Origin of the sequence: Pseudomonas sp. MIL9, from assembly GCF_016887925.1 — a bacterium.
GTDB classification, from domain to species: Bacteria; Pseudomonadota; Gammaproteobacteria; order Pseudomonadales; family Pseudomonadaceae; genus Aquipseudomonas; species Aquipseudomonas mohnii.
The window spans coordinates 381,630-397,582 of sequence record NZ_JAFEHE010000001.1 but is presented as its reverse complement, the minus strand read 5'-3'; the positions used below and the strand labels follow the sequence as shown (position 1 = coordinate 397,582).

Here is a 15,953-nt window from a genome sequence, read left to right as displayed (position 1 = left end):
TATTCCAAGCGTTTCAGCCGGATATGCGCACTTTATTGCGTGTTGATTGGCGCCCGCACGAAGCCAGGCACCCTTTGGTTTAACAGGTGATTTGAATCGGCTGGCCGTAATAGGGGCTACGCTGAGCGTCGCGGAAGCTCTTCCGAATCGCCTCGGTAATATCGATCGGCTTCGTATCAGCCGGCCATTCGATCTTGACAGGCTGCATCTGAACCTCAGGCGTTACCTTCACGAACACCGTCTTCAGGTGGTCTTCGATGACCTTCATCGTTTCTGGCGTGGCGCCGGCGCGATGGTCAATGGTCTGCTTCAGTTCGAAGTAACCCTGAAGCCAGTAACAAAACTGTTCGGGAGTCATTTCGGCGTATCCACTGGAGCGATGTTCGTCTGCGGGATCGCACGCACTACGGCGATGGCGGCAGCCAGGAGCCCGTTCACGGCTGAAAAGATCTCTGGGCTGAACAGTGCCTGGAACGATGGCCACACGTAGGCAGCGGTATTGAGCGCTACCAGCACAGCGGCCAGTTGAACGCTGTACATCTTCCAGAGCTGTTGCCATTGGGGAATCAGGTTCATGTGCGCTCCGTGGAACTTGGCGGGATATTGCAGATATGGCCGCGCTTGGCGATCGCGTAGAGGATCACCGCCGCGTGCATCGTCATTGCGAATGGACTGACGGGGTGACCCTTGATGTTGAAGATGAAGCTGCCGAACGCGGCGATGGCGACCAGGTAGAACGAGATGCTCAGCAGTGGCTCGTCCATCGGGCGCACGCGGCGCAGGTACTCAGCGGCTGCAATGACCACCAGCACGCACAGGAAGGCGTCGACGACTTGAAGGATGACGTGCATTACGCACCTCCCGTAGCGCCAAACTTTCCTGCCAGTGCTCTCAGGCCTGGGATGATGTTCATCGCCAGCAGGCCAATCAGGAAGGCAACGCCGTATTGAGTTTCACTGCCAGAGGCAATCTTGAAGAACTCGATCGCCAGAGGGGTGCAGAAGATGGCTGCGGCCAATCCAGTTAAAACGGCCATCAGCGCCTGTTTGCGGGTCAGGCCTTGCAGGAACATCAGCGAAGCCAGTGCTCCGGCAAACCCACCAATGACGACGCCATACTTCGCAAGCAGGACGCCGAAAGCTGTAGTGCTAGCGGGTTCGGCCATGGTGTGACTCCAAGGAATAAAAAGGCGCCAGTGTGAGGCGCCAAACGCTGGGGAGCAGCGGCGAATAGATCAGCCCCGGCGGCACTCCCAGCTCAGAGCGAAGGGTGTGGCGGGGCTGAAAACAAGAAGGCCCCGATCAATGTCGAGGCCCTGAATAGGTGCGCGTGTCTTCCCACGCTGCCAGCCAAAGACCATCACGGCGTCGACACCCCAATGCATCGATCTCGCAGTTCTTGTCTCGCGCCACCCTGGAAGCACAGTGAGGTCAGGGTGCGCTGGCTGCCGGTGTTGATTCCGTACGTCGCACTACCCGGCTATCGACGTCCAGGCCTTCCAGAAGGCTGTCCTGGCTACAGGTGAAACTACAGATTCTTTTTGTGGATCCGCCAACCCATGGCGACACCGGGATGCAAATACTCGCCGGTGCGTGGATGGCGCGAGAAGTCGGTCTCGCCAACTTGGCGTGCGACCGCCTCCCATGCCGTTCTGGCGCGCTCCAGCAGATTGCTTTTGGCTTTCAGCTTCACGCGCACCTCCAGAAGGATGAATTCGAGGAAATAAAAAAACCCGGCGCGGTGGCCGGGTTTGTTTGTCGCTTGCATCACCTACATGCGCAAGTACGACAGGATGGCGCTAATATCTATCGTTTTATCAACTGCGTCAACCTTATTTTATGCAGTTCTAGAAAACTCGCCATGGTGCTTTCGCGAGGCCTCGGCATATGCGGCGGCACCCTCTTCTACCGAGTCATAGCGCCCGATGTGTTTCGCCCTGCCATTGATAGAAATTTTGACCTGATATCTCCCGGTGGAAGAATCCCAGCAAACTCCTTTAACTCCCGTTTTCGAGTTTTTGCATGCGCGCTTGTTGTAGAGGTTTTGCGTTTGGGTCGCGAGCCGCAGGTTTTCGATTCGGTTGTCATCGCGCACGCCGTTGATGTGATCGATATGCAAGGTCGGCCACTCGCCATGCACATACAGCCACGCGACACGATGGGCGCGATAGAGCTTTTCTTCTATCCGGATAGAGATGTAACCGCTCTTCGTGTTTCGGTCGCATCCGGCACTTTTACCGGCCCATGCGCCGCCACGATCCATAATCCACGTAAATTTCCCGGTTTCAGGGCAGTAATGAACAATCTCTTTAAGGCGTGCTTGAGTAAGCATATCGAACGTCTCCAATTCGATGGTCTCATGTGGAGCATGGCAGGGAGCGAGACAACCCCTTTTCAGCCGCTAAGCCTAGCCATGCGCGCTTATTGTAACTGTTTTCTACGCCGCATGTCCCTCAATTAGGCCCTCTACATCGAGAACCTCTTGGGCTGAAATAAGCGCCTGATCCACGAGACTTTCCAGTCCCTTGCGGATAGCAGTCCTCCAGCGATAGAGGGTAGGCTCAGGGCGCCCCTCATCACACCAGTTCGAAAGCACATACCAACCTTCTGGAAGCACGTTTGTCGACCGCTTACCTTGTACGCCGGGCAGCTTTGGAATTGCCCAAGTAACAACCGCAGCATGACGGAAGCGTTCAGGTGCAGGCGATGTCATTTTCTTCGCGAGGAAGATGATCGCGTCATGCTTGCGATCGGTGTGGGTAGAGAACTTGGCTAGCAACGCCTGCCATTGATCAGCTGGCAATGCCTTGTGCAGCCGACTATGCACCATGCAGTCAACCAGCAGCGCAGCCTCCTTCCCGACGATCTCCCCTTTCTGCTTGGCGCACTGCACCTTCGGTTCGAAATCACACCCGCCTGCAGAGTTGATGGTCTCGGCGGCCAGAGCGCGCACCACTGCGGATACCACGTTGCGATAGGTCATCTTGAATCCCCCTTAAACCGAATACACAGCGCGACGTTTCGAAGCTTCAGCACCCGGCACAGCCTTGGCGATGATGTCCTTGACCTCTTCGGCACTGATGGTGATGCGACCCTTCTCGCCGTAGGTCTTGGAGCGCAACACGGCAGTGAGGCACGCACGGGACCGCCAGCCGCCGTCGTGGGCGTACTTGTCGCCCGGGGCGAGCTGGTTCCACGACTCAACTGTCACGCCGGCGGATTCCTTCGACTGCATGCGGTGGTGGATGTGGCCGATGTCGATGTAGCGGTAGGTCGACTCACCCCAGTCCACGGAGAAGTCGGTTGCCATCACGTCGATGAGGCGGTCAGGCTTGCACTTGTCACTGTGGTGGCACATCACGAACGTGTTGCCCATGCGGTATGGGATGAACACGCTGGAGTTGTCGAGGACGTGAAGGCGTGGGTTCTCCTGATAGACGTGGTTCAGGAAGATCCGCATCCAGACGTCGTTCGACCGGGAGTGGTTGCCCTGGTTTACGATCACGTCAACGAAACTGAACTTGGCTAGGGCCTTGTCGACGATCGAGCGCATGATCCGCGCACAGACCTCAATCATCTTCGGGTACCGGCTGTCGAAGTCGAAGTCGTGGCCTGATTCGCTCTTGGCGGTGAAGTCCTGGTAGTGCGACATATCGCCAAGGTCCTGAATGACGCAGCGTTCGCAGCTCGGCGCCCGGTCGATCAGCTTGTGCATGGCGATGATCAGCTCACGCTCGGCAATCTTCAGGTCGAAGTTGTGGCCAGTCTCGTAGCTATTACTAAGCATTCCGACGTGGGCATCACCGATCTGAAACCACGGGATGATGTCGGTATCTAAGTCCTCAATAGGCCCTGCGATCTCCGGCAGCGGGTTGACGTCTTCCAGAAACGCTTTGGCAAACGCTTCGTTCATCGCCCGCTGACGCTCCAAGTCGGCGCTGGTCTTCACCCACTGCAATACAGGTGCCTTGACGCCTTCCTTGTAGAGGCTGGATGTACCGCTTAGGCGGAAGCCGTCGGGCACGATATGAGTCATGTCGTGCTCCGGGCTCCAGCCTTTCAATGCCATCTTCGCCTTGCGCTTGTACAACGTCCGCTCGTTCAGGCCGAAGTGCGCAGCAGCGTCAGCCATGGACATCGTCTTGAGCGCTTCGATGATCTGCTCATCGGTGGCTTTGCGTTCGGTCATTGGGCGGCTCCGGCGAGGGCTTCGGCCTTCAGCGCGGCATAGGCCACGCAGTCTTCTGCGGAATCAGCGTGGTAGGCCGGGTTCTGCCATTGGCGTACGTCTTTCAAGATCTGGAGCAGCAGCCAGCCTTCTGCCTCACTCAATGACTGGCCGGTGATGGCGTTGAACGCGGCCACAGCAGTCCCCATGCTGCGCTCGCCTTCCGGCTTGTCGTATTGCTTGCCGCGCTCCAGCATGATGGCCTGAGCCTTACCGAGAAATTCGTGCGCCTTCATGCTGCGATCCCCTGTGTCGATTCAAAATGGTCGTTGCATGCCGCCTTGGCCTTGGCCAGATCCTTGTCTGAGTGCAGGATCTTCCCGTCTGGCGTCCGGGCGACGTAGGCGTGTCCTTCCTGAAGCGCGTATTTGCTGATCAGATAGTCGTGATCGGATGTGATGCAGTGCTTGCTGCCTGCTACCGCTTTCCAGTTCATGGCCGAATCCCCCGACGAATCAAGGCAGCCAATACGCAATACCCCGGCATGATCAGGAGTAGCCACAGGTGAGGAATGATGTCGCTTGGGATGGTGGTAATCATGGCTTCACACCTGTCTTCTTGCTGACTTTGCCTTCAGTCTCAAGCTGGCGCATATGATCGCGCAGGGTCTTCAAATCCCAGCCTGCGCGAAGAGCTTTGGCCATCTTGTTGCTGAAGGTCACGCAGGCCAGCGCAGTGAAGAACAACACCGCTGCGATGATTAGAGCCCCACCAGCGACCATCACGCCGTAGCCGAGCCATTGAGCGATATCGTTCATGCGGATTTCCTCTTGAGTTCACGGGTCTTGGCGCGGTATTCGGCGGTGATGGCTTTCAGTTCATCCACGGTGTACTTGCGCGGTTCGTGGTCAGCCTCAAGCGCTTCAACGGCTTCCAGGCCGATGCGGGCGATCAAGCCATTACGAAAGCCTTGGGAGACGGTGTAACCCTTGCGCGCATGCATGTAGGAGCCTGAGTTACAGGCTTTACACTGAAGCCAAATATTGGTCGGGATAAGCCTTAACTCTGGCCGGGCGCCCTTGCCGAGGAAGTGGCCAGCATCGAATGCCCCGCCAGTCTTCCAGCCCTGCGCCGCCAGAATCGACTCCTGCGAGCCACCACAACTGATGCAGCCGCTGCCGATGCTCAGCTCGTAGGTGCGGCGGTAATCGCGAACGGCCTTCTCGGCATCCTTGAGGTGATCTGCGCGACTTTTCAGGGCCTCTTTTCTCACCTTGATGTCGCGGCGATATATATCCGCCAAGGCCTTGCGGGCAGCTTCCTGGCCTTTCTCCGACTTTCCGTGAGCGATGGCGCACTCGATCTCTCCGCACACCGCCTGAGCAGCACGGGAAGGAGTGAACATCACTCGGCAGGACGGGCAGCGCTTGCGGCGCGGACCGGAGGCGAGTGGAGTCTTGCGTTGCAGTGGAGTGCGCTTCATGCCGCCACCCCCGAAAACATATCCAATTGCCCGCGCAGATCGAGATAGGTCTGCGCCCGGCGGTGCGCCATGTTCTTGCGGAACGCTGCGCGTTCCAGACGGCGATCAGCTGGACCGGCGCCGTTGTGGCGCATGAAGGCAAGGCTTGAACGAGCACGGTCCGACCAGAACTGCCGATTCGCCTTCGGGCACAGGCTGATTTCTTCGAGAGTGGTCATGCTGCCGCCTCCCCGAGAAGATCCCCGAAGAACACGCCCTTGGCCGCGAACTCGTCCACGATGCGGTCGGTGTAGGCGATGCCCTGAGCACGGTTGAACAGGCGGGTAACCGGGAAGCCATCCGGTCCGAAGATCGAGCAAGCGCCCATCAGCTCCAGCTTCTGCTCGTAGGGCAGGTTGAGAAAAATCCGGTTCCAGCCATCGCGGAAGTCGGCATCGTCGGCACGCATGATCGGCACGCCGATGTGCAACTTGCAGTACCGGCGCGCGTCCTCGACATCGCCGATCTGGGTCATCTGCGCGATACGCTCGTACAGGGCGAACCACAATGCGTTCTGATCGAGCGTCCGATCCTTGCCCGGGCGCAGCGAAACCACCACGAACTTCTTCTCGCGGAACATGGCGGTGAGCATGCCGATGGCTTCGGTGAGCTTGCTGGAGCTGTTCACGCTGATTTTGTCGGTCATTGCAGCCCCCTCACCATCAGCTCCAGTTGCTCGCCCGGTAGCGGCAGCATCGCGTCAGCAGTCGCTTTTTGGATGCGGTCAAAGAGGTTGCACAAGCGATTAACCTCGGCGTCCTCACTAAGGCGATGGGTCGCCGCGCGCAAGGCGTTGGTCAGGTCATGCACGGATGACTCACGACTAAGACCGAGCGCATCAGCTAGACCATGCAGCTCATTGGTCAGGCGTCCTTTCTCTCGCTCGACAGCCTCGCGCGCCCACTGCAATTCGCGCTGAGTGCCTTCGCGGATTTCCTGGCGTTGTTTCTCCCGGACGATCAACTCATTAGCAACGTCATCTTTGGATCGCATTGCCTTGGCGATCAGCGTTGCGATGTCGCCGCCGACTTGCTTGCGCAGACGCTCTTCAGCAGACCAACTATTCAAGGCGTGGCGCAGTACAGGTGTATCGCGCTGTTCAATAGCTCGCCCGATCCCGTCGATTACCAGCTTCAGCCATGACTCTCGAGGCAAAGTTTCGAGGTGTTGCATCGTTGGCTTCTTGACCATCCGCCAAACTTCTTCATGGCGAACGATCAGACCGCATCCGGCCGGCACGTCTTCTTTTTTGATCAGTCCAGCCGGCACGGCGAAGATCACTGCGCTGGAAAAATTGAGGTAGCCCTGCCACTTCCCGGACGTGATATCGCTACGGAAGTCACTGACACTGATCTTCACCTCATACGTGACGGGGGCAAACGTCGAGTAACGCTTTTTCAGCAAATAGACGTCGGGACGAATAGAGCCGGACGGCCCCATCTGCATATTCTCCCAGACGATATGCTCAGGGTTAACCCGAAGGCTTTGAGCCAGGTCGTGAGCCAGTTCGTCATGACCCCATTTTTTGAATTCATCCACGGCGAACACCTCCATTCACCAGCGCCACCCGCTCAGCACAACCCACGCACATCTGCACCCCCGGAATAGCCTGACGACGACCTTCAGGTATGGTATCGCCGCACTCGCACTCAGTGGCGCTGATGCCGGTGTAACGGGGGATCTGGGCAAGGGCACGATTGCGGGCCTCTTCGATTACTACGTCGGCGTCGTCACAGATATCGCTCATTGGGATGCCTCCTTGGCTGCGCGGCGCGCATCGTGAAAGGCCAAAACCTCTTGCATGCCGTTGTCAACGGCGACAATCTCGCGGTCGAAGTAGGCCTGCGCGTCCGTTTCGTCTTCTGGTGGCAGCTCGCCCGGCCCCGCGAGCGAGTTATAAATCCACTCCATGCCCTTTTCGGCGTTTTCTTCGATAACCGCCGAGCGCATGGCGAGGATGTAGCGACCAAACAGCAGGTCCAGTTCCTTGATCCGCATCCGGGCGACTTCGTTTTCGTCCTTTAGCTTGTCGCGCTCACCGATCAGAGACAGCACGGCGACAGGGTTGGCAGCCGCGTAATACTTGGCAAGTGTCGAAGCGTGCGACTCGGCGTCGTATTGCTCGGTGTCGATTGTCAGCACCGGATAGCGGTAGCCGTCCTCGTCAACTTGGCCGACTTGCCAGTCAGGCCCGTTCTCGTCGCAGGGCCAGCACCTGGTCAGGTTGTCCCAACCCTCCATGCCTTCGGCCAGACGTTTCAGTTCGGTATGGTCGGTCATTGGGAAAGCTCCTGATTCTTGTTCTGCCCGTCGGCGACTTGTTTGTTGAGCAGGGCCAAGCGATCAGCCAGGTCATTGGCGGCATTGATCCGCATCAGAACCTTGTCTTCCTCGCTGGCTTTGCGCATGTTTTGGAGGGCGGACTTGATGACGCCAATCCGGCCCTTGATCTCGGCGCTTGGCTTGACGCTGGATTCAGGCCCGCCGAGCAGGGCGGCAATAGCTTGGCCATCAGCAGTGATTGGCTGATGCGTCAGGTCGGCGAGATACAACTGGCCGCGCTCCTGCGGAATACGCTTGAGCTGCACAGCCTTCGTGATGGCTTCAAGTCGGCGATTGGCGTCAAAGCCGATGGATACGTGCCAGTTGACTGTCTTGCCTTCGTCACGGGCTTGCGTCACAAGTCGCTCATAGGCATTGATGAATGCCATCCGAGCCCCGACCTTGTCGCCGATGTCGAGGACTGGTCGTGCAGCACCCAGCGCGAGCTGGATTTCGTCGGTCATCACCACCGTGTCGCTTTCATCGGCTGACATCAGCGCGATGGCCCATGCCTCATCCTTGCCAGGGCGACCGTCGGATGCCTGAATGCGCTGGAGGATTGCGGCCAGGGTGAGCTTGCCGGTCAGTTCGCGGCGACACGACTGAAGGGCTGCGCGGATATCGGCCGCCTCGTAGCTTGCAAGGTCCTCAGCCATCAACTGAGCAGCGTTAGCGCTGATGGTCTGGCCCAGGGTCTCCGCAGTAGCGCAAAGGGCGCCAGCGAGGTTTGCGACGGCGTCAGAGGAAAGCATTGCGCTCACCCCCTGCCCGGATGTTGCGGGCAGCCTCTTGTGCAGCGTTCAGGTTGGCCTGAGTGTTCTCAACTTGGCGAGCAGTCACGGCGTTGACTTGGCGTCCGGTGATCCACTGCGTGCGGATGCCTTCAGCGCGAGCAACCAACAATCCGAACTCATGCGATGCGCGGATGAAGAATGAGTCGTTGATGGTCACGTAGAACATAGCGACTTGCGGGGCCTCATCAGCCCCAAGGCGCTGGACAAGCTGAGCAATCTGCCCGTTGACCTTGGCGTTACGCACTGGCTCGACACCGTAGCGCTCAAGGTAAGCAATGGTGTACGCATCCCAAGTGTTGGCGTTGGCGATCTGGGCTTCAGTTTTCGTTTTTGCTTTTGGCTTCAGGACTTGGATGTTCGACGGCGCCGGAGCTTCGGCGATCGGCAAGGTTTCTGAATCCGGTATCAGAACATCAGGAATCAGTGAATCAGGAATCAGAAGATCAGAATCAGAAGAGAGGGAATCAGCCCTAGCGGTTCCGATTAATTCGGAACGAGTACCGAGAAAATCGGAAGTGATACAACCATCTGATACAGAAGGAATTTCTGACTCCTTCTCGTTCTTGTGTGGATTCTGGTGCTTGGTGAAGTTGATGACCTCGATGTACGACTTGCCGTCAGCCTGGTAGCGAACGATGAATCCTTTGTGCGCCAGCCAGTGCAACATCGCGTCCACATCAGCTTCGCGATAGGGGAAGATTTCAGCCTTGATGCGAAGCGGACGGTCTTCAAGGCGCCCTTCTTTGTCTGCCAGCAACCAAAGGCCCTGGAACAGAAGAGTGCAGAGTGGATGCCCAACGCCGAGAATCTCGTTGGTGAACAGACTGGGCTTGATGTTTCGTGCTCTTGCCATTACGATTACCTCACGTGTTACAACGAATCAGCCGGGGCGCAATCCCGGCTTTTTTGTGCCTGAAATTCAGGCTGTTTAGGTGTCCGGCGCATCTGTGGTAGCTTTTTGATTCCACTCGAAAAGGCCCAGGAGGCCGGACATGTCATTACTCGATACGCAACTTTTTAAGGTCACCTGCGGCAGCTGCGGCAACGAGTTCTCTCAGCTTATCGGTGACGTGAAGCGAGACAATCAGTCCACTTGTCCTGCTTGCGGGCATGGCGCGAAACTCGATGAAGCCGGGCTTGAGCAGATCGCCGCCGCCGAACAAGAGGTCGCAGACCTCCAAGCCAAGGCTCGGGACATCTTCAAGAATCTGTTTAAGGGTGACGACTAAACTCCGGAGTTCATCCAGGCCGTCACTACTCTCGTCACGAACCGTGTAGAGATCGTCAAAAGCGGCCTTGATGGCTTTAGCGTGCTCAACTGCCACGATCGTCAGGTCGTCCCGACAGGTACTGGGAAGCGCTTTAATCAGCACCTCTCTCAGCGCTGAGCTCTCGTCGATAGCTATGTCTCGTGCGCTCATGGTCTTTCTCCGGGTTGCTCTGTGTGCCGCAATTAGCCCTTTTCGAGGGCCTTTTTGTGCTCTGCAAGGTGGATGACGTGACCAGAGTTTTTCATCTGCTCCATCTGGCGCTGTAGCGCCAACGTCCTCCCCGCCTCCAGGTATTCCTGCGCGGTTTTCTCAAGGCTCCAGCCGAGTTCGGCACTTAGTTGCCGCACCTCTTCTTTCGCCCCGTCCTCCAACGCATCGAAAATTGATTCGTGCATTGGGCCTCCAAAGGCCCGTTAGGCCGTCTTATCCTGTTCACGCAGGTCATTCATTTCGCGGATCAACTCAGCTGCGCCAAGACGGCGAGCTAAAAGAGAAAGGTCGTGGATATACGTGGCGAGCTGCATACCAGCGCGCTTCGCTTCCATACGCAGGTAGCGCAAGTCCTCCGGCTTGTAGCGGAGCTTGCAAACTTCACTGCGTTTGTGGGCCGGGTTGTCATATGCCATTGGTGAGGCTCCTTGGGTGTTTGGAAGGGTTAAGCGGCAGATTTCTTTTCTGTTGCCTTGAGCTTGCCTTTGGTCAGCACCTGAATCTGGTACTGGCGAGACTCCGGTACGAACTCGCCCCACTGCGTTACCGCGCTCGGGTTAATGAGCAGCGTGTCGGCAAGCTTCTTTTTCGAGCCGAAGAAGGCGGCTGCATCGGTGGTTTTCATAGGTTCGCTCCTTTAGCGATGCCCTTATTTAAGCATGCTAATTTTTTAACAGCAAGGGACCTCCGCGACAGCAACCATACTAAAGTTAAGCGGGCTTAATATTTGCGGATGAATAGACCAGAACGAATCGCTGCGGCGATCAAGCACAGCAAGAAGCTCAAGAAGGCGATCGCCAGTGAATGCGGCGTCACCGGCTCAGCCGTAACTCAATGGGTTACCGGGGATAGCAAGAGCATGAAGCCCGAGAATCTTTTTGCGCTGGCGGCTGCAACCGGCGTGAGCGCCGAGTGGCTGGCCAATGGGACAGGGAAGATGATCGAGCATGCCCAGGACGGATCTCCAAGTGAAAAGGATTACGCCCTTATTCCGCAGTACAAGGCTCGCGGCTCCTGCGGGGATGGCTATCTAAACGACCACGTTGAGGTCACTGAGGGCCTGGTTTTCAAGCGAGACTGGCTGGCCCGTATGAAGGCTAAGCCGGAGAATCTGCGCATCATCTATGCCGAGGGGGACAGCATGGAGCCCTATGTATTTGCTGGGGATGTGGTTCTATTTGATAGCTCAAAAATTGAGCCTAGAGATCGCCAGGCCTATGTCTTGCGGCGACCTGATGGCGGGATAAGTATTAAGCGTCTCATCCAGCAGATCACTGGTGGATGGCTCATCCGAAGCGATAACTCAGATAAAACAAAGTATCCAGACGAGCAGGTATCGGAAGAGGCCTTGCATGAGGTTTCTATCCTCGGCAGGGTCATATGGCGTGGCGGGGAAATGTAGGAGGTGTGATGGGGCTAACCAAACCGAACCAACAGCTGCGCTACGACCTAAAAGAGGTCACCGACCTACTCAAGTGGTCCAGTGTCGATCTGATGAAGATAGCCGTACGGCTATCCGAGGCAGGGCTTGAGAGTGATGCGCGGGAAATACTGGCGATCACTTCGGGGTTTCCGGATGCCGAGGACAAGCTGGCCGGTTATACGGAAGAGGTTAAGGCTGGAGCTGCTGGAGCTATTGTGCGGAGGAACCCATAGCCAAGGCTGTGCGCTATGGTAGAGTTTTGACTCAACTATGGAGGGATGCCAATGCTGTCACTGTTTCGTTCTGCGTGCATTATTGCTGTCGCAGCACTTCTTCTTTCTGGTTGCGCCTCTGGCCCAACCCAGCAAGAGATATCCAGCGCTTACTATGGATCCGCGCCCTCGCAATCCCAGGCGGAAAGCGAGATCAAAGGTTATTTTGGGCGAGTCTTGAAAGATCCATATTCTGCTCAGTATCAGTTCTCTCAACCCAGGCAGGGCTACATGATCGGCAATGCTTTTGAGGGGCGTAAGCTGTACACCGGTTTCATTATCTTTGTTGATGTGAACGCTAGGAATAGCTTTGGCGGGTACACGGGGAACAAAAGCTACCAATTTCTATTTAAGGATGGCCGTATGATCCGAGGCCTTGAAGTATTGCCTCAAGGAACGCTGAGCACCCTATTTTGATTATTGAGTAAACCGTGAAGCCCGCCTCGAGCGGGCTTTTTTACGCCTGCAAAATTCAGCAATCTAAATTTATTTATTCAGGATGCTTGACCTAGGAGATTTAGCTTGCTTAAATTACCTCAACGCCACAGAACACCGAGGCGCCAGGGACTGACAAGACCCGCCGCTCTTTAGTCGCACTGCTTCACCATTGCCGGATCACCCCCGGCCTCAGATTCAAAGGCAGCGATGAACCGGCCTAAACGGTTCAGAGGGTTGGCAACTGACCCGGGCGTGCAGCGTAAAGCGCCAAGAACAGTTATCCAGCGGGAGAACAAGCCGAAAGGCCCGCGGCTGGAGTGACATTTGATTCAAGCCGGTGACCGACGCCAGCAGCGGGTCACGGCGGAAAGCATCACTGGAGCGCCTTGGCAACAGGGCGCTTTGGGATGACAACCGGAGGTGATGCATGAAAACGTGCACACGGTGCCACGTAGAGATGGATGAAAGCCTTTTTAAGAAGAATTCGAGCTCAAAGAGCGGAATTACTTCTTGTTGCAAGAAGTGCCACAACCTAGCTGAAGTGCGTGCTGATCGCAGTGAATACCAAAAGCGTTATCGAGCGGCCAATGCGTCAAGGCTGAACGAATACTTGCGCAATCGTTACTCAGCGAAACATGAAAGCTATGTTGAGTATCGAAAAGCAAACAAAGAGGCCATTAGAGCGGCGCAGCAGGAAAGGTACTGCAAAAATCATGAAGAAATCCTCCGCAGACAAAGAGGGTACGCAAAGCAATCACGCGAAGGGCTGGCTGACTCCTACATTCGGCGAGTGCTGATAGTGGGGACTTCATTATCCAGCTCTGACGTGCCGCAAATACTCGTCCAGCTAAAGCGCTTGGAAATGTTAATCAAGAAAACTGTTGAGGATGAAGCTAATGAAAAATGCTGAAGCACTAAGAAAGAATTTGGCTGATGTTTTCCGCCAACTACAGGCCGGAGAAATCAAAGCTAAGGACGCCTCTGAATTGGCCAACCTCGGCGGCAAGATGATCAACAGCGCCAAGGTTCAGGTTGAGTATTACGCGCTCCGCAAAGAGGCGCCGAATATCGCTTGGCTTGAGCAGGAATCCGAATAGAACAGCCAGCGCCACGACAGCCTGATAGGAGGTGCGAGTGAAAGACGTTCCAGTAGAGAAAATAGCTGAGCTTCTGAGCTACGACCCGATCACCGGGCTGTTCGTGAGGAAGCGTTACATCGTGGGTAGTGACAGCGCTGTAAAGCAGCGCCTCGACCACGATGGATACCTTCGGATAAACGTCGCAAAAGGCACCTTCAAGGCTCACAGGCTTGCTTGGGCGCTTTATTACGGGAAGTGGCCTGCGGGCGACGTTGACCATATCAACTGTGATCGCTCCGACAACCGAATCGCAAACCTTCGGGAGTGCAACAGAAGCCAGAACTGCCATAACAGCTCTTTACGCCGCAACAACAAGTCAGGGGTAAAGGGCGTTTCGTGGTCTGGTCGCCGAAATAAATGGCACGTTCAGGTCGCGGTCAACAGAAAGATCCACAACGGCGGTATGTATGCAGATATCGCCGAGGCGGAAGCGGTTGCCATTGCATTAAGGGCTCGTCTCCATGGCGAGTTCTCGAATCACGGTTAACTGCCCGATCCTCTCTATGAGAGCGCATCGGGGATTGATCTGCACAGACCGGCGGCAGGCATGCCAATGGATTGTGAGGCTGGTAACTCAGTTCGGTAGAGGCCAGTGCACGGGAGGTCGCGGGTTCAAATCCCGCTCAGCCGAACAGATCAATCCCCGATGCGGAAGAGTACACACGGCGCAATGCCGCCCCCTGCATCACATCAGATGGCTTCCTGCTGTTTCAGGCTGGCCATCTGGCTTTACAAATGCCTCTCACGCCCCGGGAGGCATTCGAAAGCCAACGAACGGAGCAAGATCATGAGTGAAAAACATACGCCGGGGCCGTGGGAAGTAATCACTGAACTGCGGCCAACCGATGAAATCATCTGCGATATGCTGAATGCTGGTTATGTCGCAATCACGCAAGGCCAGAAGCTTGCCAACTGGCGAGACGACGCCAGGTTGATCGCCTCAGCGCCAGCGCTTCTGGCTGCACTCAAGACCGCGCACATGGCTTTGATCGGCTATCTGCCCGGTCACCGCAACGAGGTCACTGACAAAGCCATCGCGGATGCTGCTGCGGCAATCGACAAAGCAACCGCCTAACCCTCTCCGTACGCGTCTTGCCAGACGAAAATGGCCCGATATCTCCATGGTGATGGAGAGTGCATCGGAAGGTGTTCGGACGAATCGCGTCCGTACAGTGCTGGTGGTAGTCGGACGCAATCCTAGGTGATGCGAACTCCTACAGCTGACCGAACACCTTCCGATGCAGATGAATGCGCAGGCTGATGCGCAAGTGTAAGACCTGATGGTAGGCGGGAATGGCTGGATGAAACATTGTTGAGTAAGCGCCCAAGTGTCCAGCGCCAAGGCCAAGAAACAGGGACTGAAACCTTCGCCCCGGTGAAACTCCGGTGTCAACTAGGTTCCTGATAGTCATGCCGGGATCAGCTCCGGTCATCTGCACTTATTCGGCGAAAGCCAAAACGGAAGGTGGTGGCTTTGGTGGTAGCTGAGCGTCCTTTACGCCAGGAAACCACTCGCGAGCAAGTCGCGTCACAGCTGCCATGCCGGATGAGAGACCGGCACCTATTCCAACTACCGAGCATTTCTCGATAGTTCAACTCAACGCGGAGGATTTGCAGCCATGTAACAGACAGTCAACGACCCGACCCCTCATGGGCCCGGTCGTTTCGTAGGGAAGGTAAAGCCTGACTTCGGTCGGGCTTTTTATTGGGCGATTGGAGACAAGGTCATGAATTTTCAGCCACCAGATCCCGAACTATTCGGGTCGTGTTTGAGATGCAGCAGCCTGATTGAAGAGTCGGAGCAATCTGGCGGAATTTGCTTTGAGTGCCACGCTTCGGATGCCGCTAAAGAGCCTGCATTCCCCGTTGGCGCAAACGAATACGGCGGACACGGCACCTGCTTCGGGCTCACGGTTCGCGATTACTTCGCGGCTAAGGCAATGCAGGCGTTGATTTCTACTGCTGGCGCTCCATGCCTGTTCGGCCTTGAGGGCTGCGAAATCAATACAGCTCAAGGCGCTTACAAGGTGGCCGACGCGATGCTCGCAGCACGGAGTAAGCCATGAAACGCACAACCCCCTCACCCCGCAAGCCCCGCCCCGACGTCCACGACTGCGCCAAAGGTCGGATGCATGACGCACCGAGGAAGGTCGTTACAACCATGCCCGGAGGCTACATCGCATGAGCGAATGGATTAAGTGCAGCGACAGGCTGCCGCCGATTCGCCAGAAAGTTCTGGCCTACCGCCTTGGCAAAAAGACCAACGACGGCCCGTTCTTCGCCATGACGTGCGGGAACGAACATCGGCCTTGGCGTTACATCGATGGCGACCGCTGCGACATCACGCCGACCCATTGGCATGAAGTCCCCACCCCGCCAACCGAATAACCCCACC

32 protein-coding genes and 1 tRNA gene are annotated in these 15,953 nt (G+C 56.5%); 10 read left to right on the top strand and 23 right to left on the bottom strand.

The genetic code is table 11. The features are described 5' to 3' along the window. Nucleotides 1–79 precede the first annotated feature (79 nt). The 23 genes from JQF37_RS01950 to JQF37_RS01840 all read right to left on the bottom strand — a co-directional run bounded on the left by JQF37_RS01950 (nt 80) and on the right by JQF37_RS01840 (nt 10,911). Entirely contained in the window at nt 80–358 is a 279-nt protein-coding gene (locus tag JQF37_RS01950; protein WP_204149489.1) for a hypothetical protein, read from the bottom strand. Then, complete coding sequence (locus JQF37_RS01945) at nt 355–576, bottom strand: hypothetical protein (RefSeq protein ID WP_204149488.1); 222 nt, start codon at nt 574–576, stop codon at nt 355–357. Before JQF37_RS01945 ends, JQF37_RS01950 begins: the two co-directional genes overlap by 4 nt. Further along, nucleotides 573–851 (bottom strand): hypothetical protein, encoded by a 279-nt coding sequence (locus JQF37_RS01940; RefSeq protein WP_204149487.1) that lies wholly within the window; start codon nt 849–851, stop codon nt 573–575. The genes JQF37_RS01945 and JQF37_RS01940 overlap by 4 nt, the downstream gene beginning before the upstream one ends. Beyond that, entirely contained in the window at nt 851–1,165 is a 315-nt protein-coding gene (locus JQF37_RS01935) for a peptidase M48, Ste24p (RefSeq protein ID WP_204149486.1), read from the bottom strand. Before JQF37_RS01935 ends, JQF37_RS01940 begins: the two co-directional genes overlap by 1 nt. Before the next feature lie 362 nt (nt 1,166–1,527). After that, nucleotides 1,528–1,767, bottom strand: a complete 240-nt coding sequence (locus JQF37_RS01930) for a hypothetical protein (protein WP_204149485.1) — start codon at nt 1,765–1,767, stop codon at nt 1,528–1,530. 69 nt (nt 1,768–1,836) lie between these two features. After that, a complete protein-coding gene (locus JQF37_RS01925; RefSeq protein WP_204149484.1) occupies nt 1,837–2,331 on the bottom strand; it encodes an HNH endonuclease in 495 nt (164 codons plus the stop codon). Nucleotides 2,332–2,436: 105 nt separating this feature from the next. Then, nucleotides 2,437–2,982, bottom strand: coding sequence for a hypothetical protein (locus JQF37_RS01920; protein WP_204149483.1), 546 nt, complete (start codon nt 2,980–2,982; stop codon nt 2,437–2,439). Nucleotides 2,983–2,994: 12 nt separating this feature from the next. Beyond that, nucleotides 2,995–4,188 (bottom strand): oxidoreductase, encoded by a 1,194-nt coding sequence (locus tag JQF37_RS01915; RefSeq protein ID WP_204149482.1) that lies wholly within the window; start codon nt 4,186–4,188, stop codon nt 2,995–2,997. Continuing rightward, nucleotides 4,185–4,463 carry a DUF6378 domain-containing protein gene (locus tag JQF37_RS01910; RefSeq protein WP_204149481.1) on the bottom strand — a complete coding sequence of 93 codons (279 nt, stop codon included), beginning with the start codon at nt 4,461–4,463 and terminating at the stop codon, nt 4,185–4,187. Before JQF37_RS01910 ends, JQF37_RS01915 begins: the two co-directional genes overlap by 4 nt. Beyond that, entirely contained in the window at nt 4,460–4,663 is a 204-nt protein-coding gene (locus tag JQF37_RS01905; protein ID WP_204149480.1) for a hypothetical protein, read from the bottom strand. The genes JQF37_RS01910 and JQF37_RS01905 overlap by 4 nt, the downstream gene beginning before the upstream one ends. 100 nt (nt 4,664–4,763) lie before the next feature. Beyond that, a complete protein-coding gene (locus JQF37_RS01900) occupies nt 4,764–4,985 on the bottom strand; it encodes a hypothetical protein (RefSeq protein ID WP_204149479.1) in 222 nt (73 codons plus the stop codon). After that, a complete protein-coding gene (locus JQF37_RS01895) occupies nt 4,982–5,650 on the bottom strand; it encodes a recombination protein NinG (RefSeq protein ID WP_204149478.1) in 669 nt (222 codons plus the stop codon). Before JQF37_RS01895 ends, JQF37_RS01900 begins: the two co-directional genes overlap by 4 nt. Continuing rightward, nucleotides 5,647–5,868, bottom strand: coding sequence for a hypothetical protein (locus JQF37_RS01890; RefSeq protein WP_204149477.1), 222 nt, complete (start codon nt 5,866–5,868; stop codon nt 5,647–5,649). Before JQF37_RS01890 ends, JQF37_RS01895 begins: the two co-directional genes overlap by 4 nt. Beyond that, nucleotides 5,865–6,335 (bottom strand): hypothetical protein, encoded by a 471-nt coding sequence (locus JQF37_RS01885; protein ID WP_204149476.1) that lies wholly within the window; start codon nt 6,333–6,335, stop codon nt 5,865–5,867. The genes JQF37_RS01890 and JQF37_RS01885 overlap by 4 nt, the downstream gene beginning before the upstream one ends. Beyond that, the gene (locus JQF37_RS01880; RefSeq protein ID WP_204149475.1) at nt 6,332–7,228 is read right to left on the bottom strand and encodes an MmcB family DNA repair protein; all 897 of its coding nucleotides are present in this window, start codon (nt 7,226–7,228) and stop codon (nt 6,332–6,334) included. Before JQF37_RS01880 ends, JQF37_RS01885 begins: the two co-directional genes overlap by 4 nt. Next, on the bottom strand, nt 7,221–7,436 hold the full coding sequence (locus tag JQF37_RS01875; RefSeq protein WP_204149474.1) for a TraR/DksA C4-type zinc finger protein: 216 nt from the start codon (nt 7,434–7,436) through the stop codon (nt 7,221–7,223). The genes JQF37_RS01880 and JQF37_RS01875 overlap by 8 nt, the downstream gene beginning before the upstream one ends. Next, nucleotides 7,433–7,969, bottom strand: a complete 537-nt coding sequence (locus JQF37_RS01870) for a hypothetical protein (RefSeq protein ID WP_204149473.1) — start codon at nt 7,967–7,969, stop codon at nt 7,433–7,435. The genes JQF37_RS01875 and JQF37_RS01870 overlap by 4 nt, the downstream gene beginning before the upstream one ends. Beyond that, complete coding sequence (locus tag JQF37_RS01865; protein WP_204149522.1) at nt 7,966–8,763, bottom strand: hypothetical protein; 798 nt, start codon at nt 8,761–8,763, stop codon at nt 7,966–7,968. The genes JQF37_RS01870 and JQF37_RS01865 overlap by 4 nt, the downstream gene beginning before the upstream one ends. Beyond that, nucleotides 8,750–9,658, bottom strand: coding sequence for a hypothetical protein (locus tag JQF37_RS31250; protein ID WP_239142495.1), 909 nt, complete (start codon nt 9,656–9,658; stop codon nt 8,750–8,752). The genes JQF37_RS01865 and JQF37_RS31250 overlap by 14 nt, the downstream gene beginning before the upstream one ends. 145 nt (nt 9,659–9,803) lie before the next feature. Continuing rightward, nucleotides 9,804–10,226, bottom strand: coding sequence for a hypothetical protein (locus tag JQF37_RS01855; RefSeq protein ID WP_204149472.1), 423 nt, complete (start codon nt 10,224–10,226; stop codon nt 9,804–9,806). A 32-nt stretch (nt 10,227–10,258) separates the two neighbouring features. Then, nucleotides 10,259–10,471 carry a hypothetical protein gene (locus JQF37_RS01850; protein WP_204149471.1) on the bottom strand — a complete coding sequence of 71 codons (213 nt, stop codon included), beginning with the start codon at nt 10,469–10,471 and terminating at the stop codon, nt 10,259–10,261. Between the two features lie 18 nt (nt 10,472–10,489). Then, on the bottom strand, nt 10,490–10,702 hold the full coding sequence (locus JQF37_RS01845; protein WP_204149470.1) for a hypothetical protein: 213 nt from the start codon (nt 10,700–10,702) through the stop codon (nt 10,490–10,492). 29 nt (nt 10,703–10,731) lie between these two features. Further along, on the bottom strand, nt 10,732–10,911 hold the full coding sequence (locus tag JQF37_RS01840; RefSeq protein ID WP_204149469.1) for a Cro/CI family transcriptional regulator: 180 nt from the start codon (nt 10,909–10,911) through the stop codon (nt 10,732–10,734). Nucleotides 10,912–11,019: 108 nt separating this feature from the next. On the opposite strand from JQF37_RS01840, the gene JQF37_RS01835 reads away from it, so the two are divergent. The 10 genes from JQF37_RS01835 (at nt 11,020) to JQF37_RS01790 (ending at nt 15,946) form a co-directional block, all read left to right on the top strand. Further along, complete coding sequence (locus JQF37_RS01835) at nt 11,020–11,688, top strand: LexA family transcriptional regulator (RefSeq protein WP_204149468.1); 669 nt, start codon at nt 11,020–11,022, stop codon at nt 11,686–11,688. Nucleotides 11,689–11,696: 8 nt separating this feature from the next. Beyond that, a complete protein-coding gene (locus JQF37_RS01830; protein WP_204149467.1) occupies nt 11,697–11,942 on the top strand; it encodes a hypothetical protein in 246 nt (81 codons plus the stop codon). Between the two features lie 51 nt (nt 11,943–11,993). Beyond that, complete coding sequence (locus tag JQF37_RS01825) at nt 11,994–12,398, top strand: hypothetical protein (protein WP_204149466.1); 405 nt, start codon at nt 11,994–11,996, stop codon at nt 12,396–12,398. Nucleotides 12,399–12,876: 478 nt separating this feature from the next. Next, nucleotides 12,877–13,329, top strand: coding sequence for a hypothetical protein (locus JQF37_RS01820; RefSeq protein WP_204149465.1), 453 nt, complete (start codon nt 12,877–12,879; stop codon nt 13,327–13,329). Further along, a complete protein-coding gene (locus JQF37_RS01815; protein ID WP_204149464.1) occupies nt 13,316–13,516 on the top strand; it encodes a hypothetical protein in 201 nt (66 codons plus the stop codon). Before JQF37_RS01820 ends, JQF37_RS01815 begins: the two co-directional genes overlap by 14 nt. A 37-nt stretch (nt 13,517–13,553) precedes the next feature. Next, on the top strand, nt 13,554–14,045 hold the full coding sequence (locus JQF37_RS01810) for an HNH endonuclease (RefSeq protein WP_204149463.1): 492 nt from the start codon (nt 13,554–13,556) through the stop codon (nt 14,043–14,045). 76 nt (nt 14,046–14,121) lie between these two features. Then, a tRNA-OTHER gene (locus JQF37_RS01805) sits at nt 14,122–14,189 on the top strand. Nucleotides 14,190–14,345: 156 nt separating this feature from the next. Continuing rightward, a complete protein-coding gene (locus tag JQF37_RS01800) occupies nt 14,346–14,633 on the top strand; it encodes a hypothetical protein (RefSeq protein WP_204149462.1) in 288 nt (95 codons plus the stop codon). A 652-nt stretch (nt 14,634–15,285) separates the two neighbouring features. Further along, nucleotides 15,286–15,624: a hypothetical protein gene (locus tag JQF37_RS01795; RefSeq protein WP_239142494.1), complete on the top strand. Its 339-nt coding sequence runs from the start codon at nt 15,286–15,288 to the stop codon at nt 15,622–15,624. A gap of 115 nt (nt 15,625–15,739) precedes the next feature. Then, nucleotides 15,740–15,946, top strand: a complete 207-nt coding sequence (locus tag JQF37_RS01790; protein WP_204149461.1) for a DUF551 domain-containing protein — start codon at nt 15,740–15,742, stop codon at nt 15,944–15,946. Nucleotides 15,947–15,953: the final 7 nt, after the last annotated feature.

Coding starts and splice junctions, on each gene's coding strand:
- JQF37_RS01800 (WP_204149462.1), top strand. CDS start 14,346: ATGAGTGAAAAACATACGCCGGGGCCGTGGGAAGTAATCACTGAACTG.
- JQF37_RS01905 (WP_204149480.1), bottom strand. CDS start 4,663: ATGAACTGGAAAGCGGTAGCAGGCAGCAAGCACTGCATCACATCCGAT.
- JQF37_RS01930 (WP_204149485.1), bottom strand. CDS start 1,767: ATGCAAGCGACAAACAAACCCGGCCACCGCGCCGGGTTTTTTTATTTC.
- JQF37_RS01855 (WP_204149472.1), bottom strand. CDS start 10,226: ATGAGCGCACGAGACATAGCTATCGACGAGAGCTCAGCGCTGAGAGAG.
- JQF37_RS01795 (WP_239142494.1), top strand. CDS start 15,286: ATGAATTTTCAGCCACCAGATCCCGAACTATTCGGGTCGTGTTTGAGA.
- JQF37_RS01820 (WP_204149465.1), top strand. CDS start 12,877: ATGGATGAAAGCCTTTTTAAGAAGAATTCGAGCTCAAAGAGCGGAATT.
- JQF37_RS01830 (WP_204149467.1), top strand. CDS start 11,697: ATGGGGCTAACCAAACCGAACCAACAGCTGCGCTACGACCTAAAAGAG.
- JQF37_RS01835 (WP_204149468.1), top strand. CDS start 11,020: ATGAATAGACCAGAACGAATCGCTGCGGCGATCAAGCACAGCAAGAAG.
- JQF37_RS01950 (WP_204149489.1), bottom strand. CDS start 358: ATGACTCCCGAACAGTTTTGTTACTGGCTTCAGGGTTACTTCGAACTG.
- JQF37_RS01925 (WP_204149484.1), bottom strand. CDS start 2,331: ATGCTTACTCAAGCACGCCTTAAAGAGATTGTTCATTACTGCCCTGAA.
- JQF37_RS01865 (WP_204149522.1), bottom strand. CDS start 8,763: ATGCTTTCCTCTGACGCCGTCGCAAACCTCGCTGGCGCCCTTTGCGCT.
- JQF37_RS01825 (WP_204149466.1), top strand. CDS start 11,994: ATGCTGTCACTGTTTCGTTCTGCGTGCATTATTGCTGTCGCAGCACTT.
- JQF37_RS01845 (WP_204149470.1), bottom strand. CDS start 10,702: ATGGCATATGACAACCCGGCCCACAAACGCAGTGAAGTTTGCAAGCTC.
- JQF37_RS01945 (WP_204149488.1), bottom strand. CDS start 576: ATGAACCTGATTCCCCAATGGCAACAGCTCTGGAAGATGTACAGCGTT.
- JQF37_RS01910 (WP_204149481.1), bottom strand. CDS start 4,463: ATGAAGGCGCACGAATTTCTCGGTAAGGCTCAGGCCATCATGCTGGAG.
- JQF37_RS01815 (WP_204149464.1), top strand. CDS start 13,316: ATGAAAAATGCTGAAGCACTAAGAAAGAATTTGGCTGATGTTTTCCGC.
- JQF37_RS01915 (WP_204149482.1), bottom strand. CDS start 4,188: ATGACCGAACGCAAAGCCACCGATGAGCAGATCATCGAAGCGCTCAAG.
- JQF37_RS01840 (WP_204149469.1), bottom strand. CDS start 10,911: ATGAAAACCACCGATGCAGCCGCCTTCTTCGGCTCGAAAAAGAAGCTT.
- JQF37_RS01920 (WP_204149483.1), bottom strand. CDS start 2,982: ATGACCTATCGCAACGTGGTATCCGCAGTGGTGCGCGCTCTGGCCGCC.
- JQF37_RS31250 (WP_239142495.1), bottom strand. CDS start 9,658: ATGGCAAGAGCACGAAACATCAAGCCCAGTCTGTTCACCAACGAGATT.
- JQF37_RS01900 (WP_204149479.1), bottom strand. CDS start 4,985: ATGAACGATATCGCTCAATGGCTCGGCTACGGCGTGATGGTCGCTGGT.
- JQF37_RS01890 (WP_204149477.1), bottom strand. CDS start 5,868: ATGACCACTCTCGAAGAAATCAGCCTGTGCCCGAAGGCGAATCGGCAG.
- JQF37_RS01885 (WP_204149476.1), bottom strand. CDS start 6,335: ATGACCGACAAAATCAGCGTGAACAGCTCCAGCAAGCTCACCGAAGCC.
- JQF37_RS01940 (WP_204149487.1), bottom strand. CDS start 851: ATGCACGTCATCCTTCAAGTCGTCGACGCCTTCCTGTGCGTGCTGGTG.
- JQF37_RS01875 (WP_204149474.1), bottom strand. CDS start 7,436: ATGAGCGATATCTGTGACGACGCCGACGTAGTAATCGAAGAGGCCCGC.
- JQF37_RS01935 (WP_204149486.1), bottom strand. CDS start 1,165: ATGGCCGAACCCGCTAGCACTACAGCTTTCGGCGTCCTGCTTGCGAAG.
- JQF37_RS01870 (WP_204149473.1), bottom strand. CDS start 7,969: ATGACCGACCATACCGAACTGAAACGTCTGGCCGAAGGCATGGAGGGT.
- JQF37_RS01790 (WP_204149461.1), top strand. CDS start 15,740: ATGAGCGAATGGATTAAGTGCAGCGACAGGCTGCCGCCGATTCGCCAG.
- JQF37_RS01850 (WP_204149471.1), bottom strand. CDS start 10,471: ATGCACGAATCAATTTTCGATGCGTTGGAGGACGGGGCGAAAGAAGAG.
- JQF37_RS01895 (WP_204149478.1), bottom strand. CDS start 5,650: ATGAAGCGCACTCCACTGCAACGCAAGACTCCACTCGCCTCCGGTCCG.